Origin of the sequence: Corynebacterium sp. c24Ua_83 (assembly GCF_039907245.1) — a bacterium.
Classification (GTDB): Bacteria; Actinomycetota; Actinomycetes; order Mycobacteriales; family Mycobacteriaceae; genus Corynebacterium.
The window spans coordinates 1-4,454 of sequence record NZ_JASBOI010000036.1; the positions used below are offsets into that span (position 1 = coordinate 1).

Sequence of the window (4,454 nt, forward strand, 5' to 3'; positions counted from 1 at the left end):
ATTGAACACTAATCGGGCGGATATAAGGTCTTGATGCTTATATCCGCCCGATTTACCCGTTCTGATCAATAATAATGCTGAAAGTCAGACACACTTATTGCTACTTAACCCGGATCGTATCTAGAATTTAGATGTACATCGCGGGCCATCGTTTTTGCAGGAGTCATGTGGGTTAGCTCCGTCGGTAGTAGTAGGGGTAAGTAGGATAGCGCGTTCGAGCTGCGTGGCGTACGGGTCGGAAACCGGACGCTATTCGGGCTTACCCCAGCGGAATATTCTGCCGACTCAGCTACCTCAACTGTAGATGTCCTGTGTATTTCGATTAATCTTCCGAGTCTTTCTGGCCTTGATTAATCGAGGGTTAGTTTACGCGCGGGTGCCTGTGTTCCCGCCGGACATGAGAGGCGCGCCGTCAGCATTGCGCTGCACGGGGAAGTTCTCCGGCAGGAAGAGGGATACGCCATCCTTCGCGGTGAGCACATCACAGTGGTTATCGTGCACCCAGAACGTCAGGGGAGAGACGTTCACCGGGTGTTGGCGCAGCTCGTGGCGGGTCTGAGCCATCTGCTGCATGATGTTGTCCGCCGGCTGGTTCGGCACCACAGGGTGAACCAGAACCGTGCTGCCACCGGGCATGGAGACCACGTGTCCGTGGCCGTGGTCAGGAATCTTGGTGATCTGCAGGAAGAGATCGAACGTGATGGCGAGCGTCGCCCCGAAGGGGAAATCGGACTTTACCTGGAAGAAGACATCGCCAGCCCTTGCAATCTTCAATGTTTCGAGAGACTTACGCGTGGTGGCCATAGACGCTGCTGACCAGCAGCTTCCTGCGCTGCTGATTGTTGTGGGGTGGTGTCGTTGTTCTTCTTCCTGCCGAATAGTCCAAACATGGCTGTGAGAGTACGCAAGTTTTGGAAGCCCCGCATGGCTTTGCTTCAGAAACTCTGAATGGCTTTAATCAGCGCCGCCTCCACAGCGCCGAGGCTGAGGGCGTCAACTCCCAAAATATGAGAGGTACGGGGGTATTTCTCTCAAATCGTGATTTGGGCCCGAATAATCACCTATGGTTTTAGAACTACCCAAAATGTAGTTAATGGGCTCGCAAACCCCGTCCAAACCAGGACTTCACCAGGCATAACGGCCTTAAGAAACGCGAGCAGTAGTAAGTATGCAAGAGACACACCAGTAAGGAGCCTCCCTTGCTTATCGGTATCCCAAGAGAGCCAGAAGCCCTGGTTTCGGCTACACCGGACACTGTGGGCAAGCTCATCAAGCTTGGCTACGAGGTCGCGGTCCAGTCCGGCGCAGGCGACCAGTCCAATTACCCTGACAACCTGTACGAAGAGGCCGGCGCGCGCATCGTCGGCGACGACGTTTGGCACGCGGACATCATCACCGCCCTCGACGCGCCAACCGACGAACAGCGCGCACAGCTCAAGCCCGGCGCCACCCTTATCGCTCGCCTGGCACCGGGCCGCAACGAACAGTTCATTCAGGAGCTCGCGAACCAGAACGTGACCTCCGTGGCCATGGACACCGTTCCGCGCATCTCCCGCGCACAGTCCATGGACGTACTCAGCTCCCAGGCCAACATCGCCGGCTATCGCGCGGTTATCGAGGCGGCCAATACCTTCGGTCGCCTGTTCACCGGCCAGGTCACCGCCGCCGGCAAGGTTCCGCCTGCCGTCGTCTACGTCATCGGCGCGGGCGTGGCTGGTCTGGCCGCGATCGGCACCGCGAACTCCATGGGAGCGATCGTCAAGGCCACGGATCTGCGCCCCGAGACCGCCGAGCAGGTCGAGTCCATGGGCGCCGAGTTCGTCGCCATCCAGGCGGAGACCGAGAAGTCCGAGGACGGCTACGCCAAGGAAATGACCGCCGACCAGGCGCAGGCCGCCGCGAAGCTCTACGCTGAGCAGTCCGCCGCCGCCGACATCGTGATTACCACCGCGAACATCCCGGGCCGCAAGTCCCCGGTTCTGCTGACCGCCGCCGATGTGGCTGCGATGAAGCCCGGCTCCGTCATCGTCGACATGGCCGCTGCCAACGGCGGCAACTGCGAGCTCACTGTCCCCGGCGAGATCACCGTCACCGACAATGGCGTGAGCATCATCGGCTACACGGATCTCGCTGGCCGCCTGCCCGCCCAGGCCTCGCAGCTCTACGGCCAAAACGTGGTCAACCTGCTTAAGCTCATGACCCCGGGCAAGGACGGCCAGCTGACCTTCGACCTGGAAGACGAGATCGTTCGCGGCATCACCGTCACGCACTCCACCGCCGCTGTGCCGTCTGCTGTCGCTTCTTCCGACGCTCCTTCTAATGACGCCACGTCCCAGCCCGCCGGGGAGGTCGCTGAGATCCTCTGGCCGCCCCCACCGGTCAAGGTCTCTGCAGCCCCCGCCGCGCAAGGTGCGGGTTCCAAGGCCGATACGGATGCGGTTGCTGCGGAGCAGTCGGCGTCAGACCAAGAAGGCGAGGCAAAGAACAAGGGTGCGGGGTGGAAGATCCTCGCTGCGCTGCTCGGCATCGCGCTGATTCTCGCCAGCCCGATGCAGGTTGCCGGCGAATACATGCTGCTCATGCTGGCTATCGTCGTGGGCTTCTACGTGATCACCGCGGTGACGCACAAGCTGCACACGCCGCTGATGAGTGAGACGAACGCGATCTCCGGCATCATCCTGGTTGGCGCGATCCTGCAGGTGGGTAGCTCCAACCTGGTGGTCGCGGGCTTGAGCTTTGTGGCGATTGTCGTGGCCTCTATCAATATCTTCGGCGGATTCTTCGTGACCCGTCGCATGCTGACCATGTTCGACGGAGGTAACTAAGCCATGAAACAGCAACTCCTTAGCGCCGCAGAGACCGGCACGCAGAACCTCGTCAACCCGACCGTCCTCGAGTGGACGGACAAGATCACCAACCTGGCCTACCTGGTCGCGGCACTCCTGTTCATCCTGGCGCTCGCGGGCCTGGCGAAGCAGCAGACCGCATCGCGCGGCAACCGTTTCGGCATCGCCGGCATGACCATCGCGCTCATCGCAACCATCGTCAAGGCCGTGGTCAACTCCATCAACGGGGGAGATGCCTCCACAGGCCCGCTCGTGACCGTGCTGTTGATCGCCGTGGCGATGCTGCTCGGTGCCGCGATTGGCATCCCGCGCGCCAAGAAGGTCGAAATGACCGAAATGCCGGAGCTCATTGCGATGCTGCACAGCTTCGTGGGCTTGGCCGCCGTGCTCATCGGCGTGAACTCCTTCATCCAGCCGGACGAGCGCACGAAGTCCATCGAGGCCTTCCATCTGGGCGAGGTATACCTGGGTGTGTTCATCGGTGCGGTGACGCTCACGGGCTCCATCGTGGCGTACCTCAAGCTATCCGGAAAGATGGACGGCAAGCCGCTGATGCTGCCGGGCCGCCACCTGCTGAACCTGGCTGTCATTGTGGTGTCCCTCGTGGGCATGGTGCTGTTCATCTCCGCTGGTCACGAGAACCTGACCCTGGCGTGGATCGCGCTGGGCGTAATGCTTGCGCTGGCACTGTTCCTGGGCTACCACCTGGTCGCGGCCATTGGCGGTGGCGATATGCCGGTGGTTGTGTCCATGCTGAACTCCTACTCCGGCTGGGCGGCCGCGGCGGCGGGCTTCATGCTGGCCAACCCGCTGCTCATTATCGTGGGCGCGCTGGTCGGTTCGTCCGGTGCCTACCTGTCCTATGTGATGTGCCAGGCAATGAACCGCAGCTTCGTCTCCGTTATCCTCGGCGGCTTCGGTGGTGAGGCCGCGGCTTCTGACGACCGGGAGTACGGCGAGCACACCGAGGTCACCGCGGCTGAAACCGCGGAGCTGCTCAAGGGCGTGAAGAAGGTCATGATCACCCCGGGCTACGGCATGGCCGTGGCGCAGGCGCAGTACCCGGTGGCAACACTGGTGGAGCGCCTGAAGGAACAGGGCGTGGAGGTCACCTTCGGCATCCACCCTGTGGCAGGCCGCCTGCCAGGACACATGAACGTGCTGCTGGCTGAGGCCAAGGTGCCGTATGAGATTGTCCTCGAACTCGACGAGGTCAACGATGACTTCGAGGGCATCGACGTGGTGCTGGTCATCGGTGCAAACGATACCGTCAACCCGATCGCCGAGGAGCCAGGTTCCCCGATCGCGGGCATGCCCGTGCTGAAGGTCTGGGAGGCGGAGAAGGTCATCGTCTTCAAGCGCTCCATGGGCTCCGGCTACGCGGGCGTGCAGAACCCGCTGTTCTTCAACGAGAACACGGACATGCTGCTGGGGGACGCGAAGAAGACCGTCGAGGACATCATCGCGAACCTGTAGGGGTTTCCTTGCAGGAGTTAGGGGCCTGAGCTAGGGGGGTGTCCCTATGTTTTTGTCAAGTGCCAGACCGATGTTGACGAGAACAGTCTTGGGAGTAGTTTCTTAGGCGTGCCTAGGAGCCGACCAGCGTGC

The 4,454-nt window shown here is 61.2% G+C and carries 3 protein-coding genes; 2 read left to right on the top strand and 1 reads right to left on the bottom strand.

Annotation, left to right across the window (positions count from 1 at the left end; genetic code table 11):
• Positions 1-366 precede the first annotated feature (366 nt).
• Complete coding sequence (locus QKE30_RS10620; RefSeq protein WP_297667015.1) at positions 367-774, bottom strand: hypothetical protein; 408 nt, start codon at positions 772-774, stop codon at positions 367-369.
• A 425-nt stretch (positions 775-1,199) separates the two neighbouring features.
• On the opposite strand from QKE30_RS10620, the gene QKE30_RS10625 reads away from it, so the two are divergent.
• Positions 1,200-2,825, top strand: coding sequence for a Re/Si-specific NAD(P)(+) transhydrogenase subunit alpha (locus QKE30_RS10625; RefSeq protein ID WP_347934767.1), 1,626 nt, complete (start codon positions 1,200-1,202; stop codon positions 2,823-2,825).
• 3 nt (positions 2,826-2,828) lie between these two features.
• On the top strand, positions 2,829-4,322 hold the full coding sequence (pntB, locus tag QKE30_RS10630; RefSeq protein WP_347934768.1) for a Re/Si-specific NAD(P)(+) transhydrogenase subunit beta: 1,494 nt from the start codon (positions 2,829-2,831) through the stop codon (positions 4,320-4,322).
• Positions 4,323-4,454 lie beyond the last annotated feature (132 nt).

What these genes read in the sequence shown, in the direction of transcription:
- pntB (WP_347934768.1), top strand. Translation starts at nt 2,829, where the DNA reads ATGAAACAGCAACTCCTTAGCGCCGCAGAGACCGGCACGCAGAACCTC.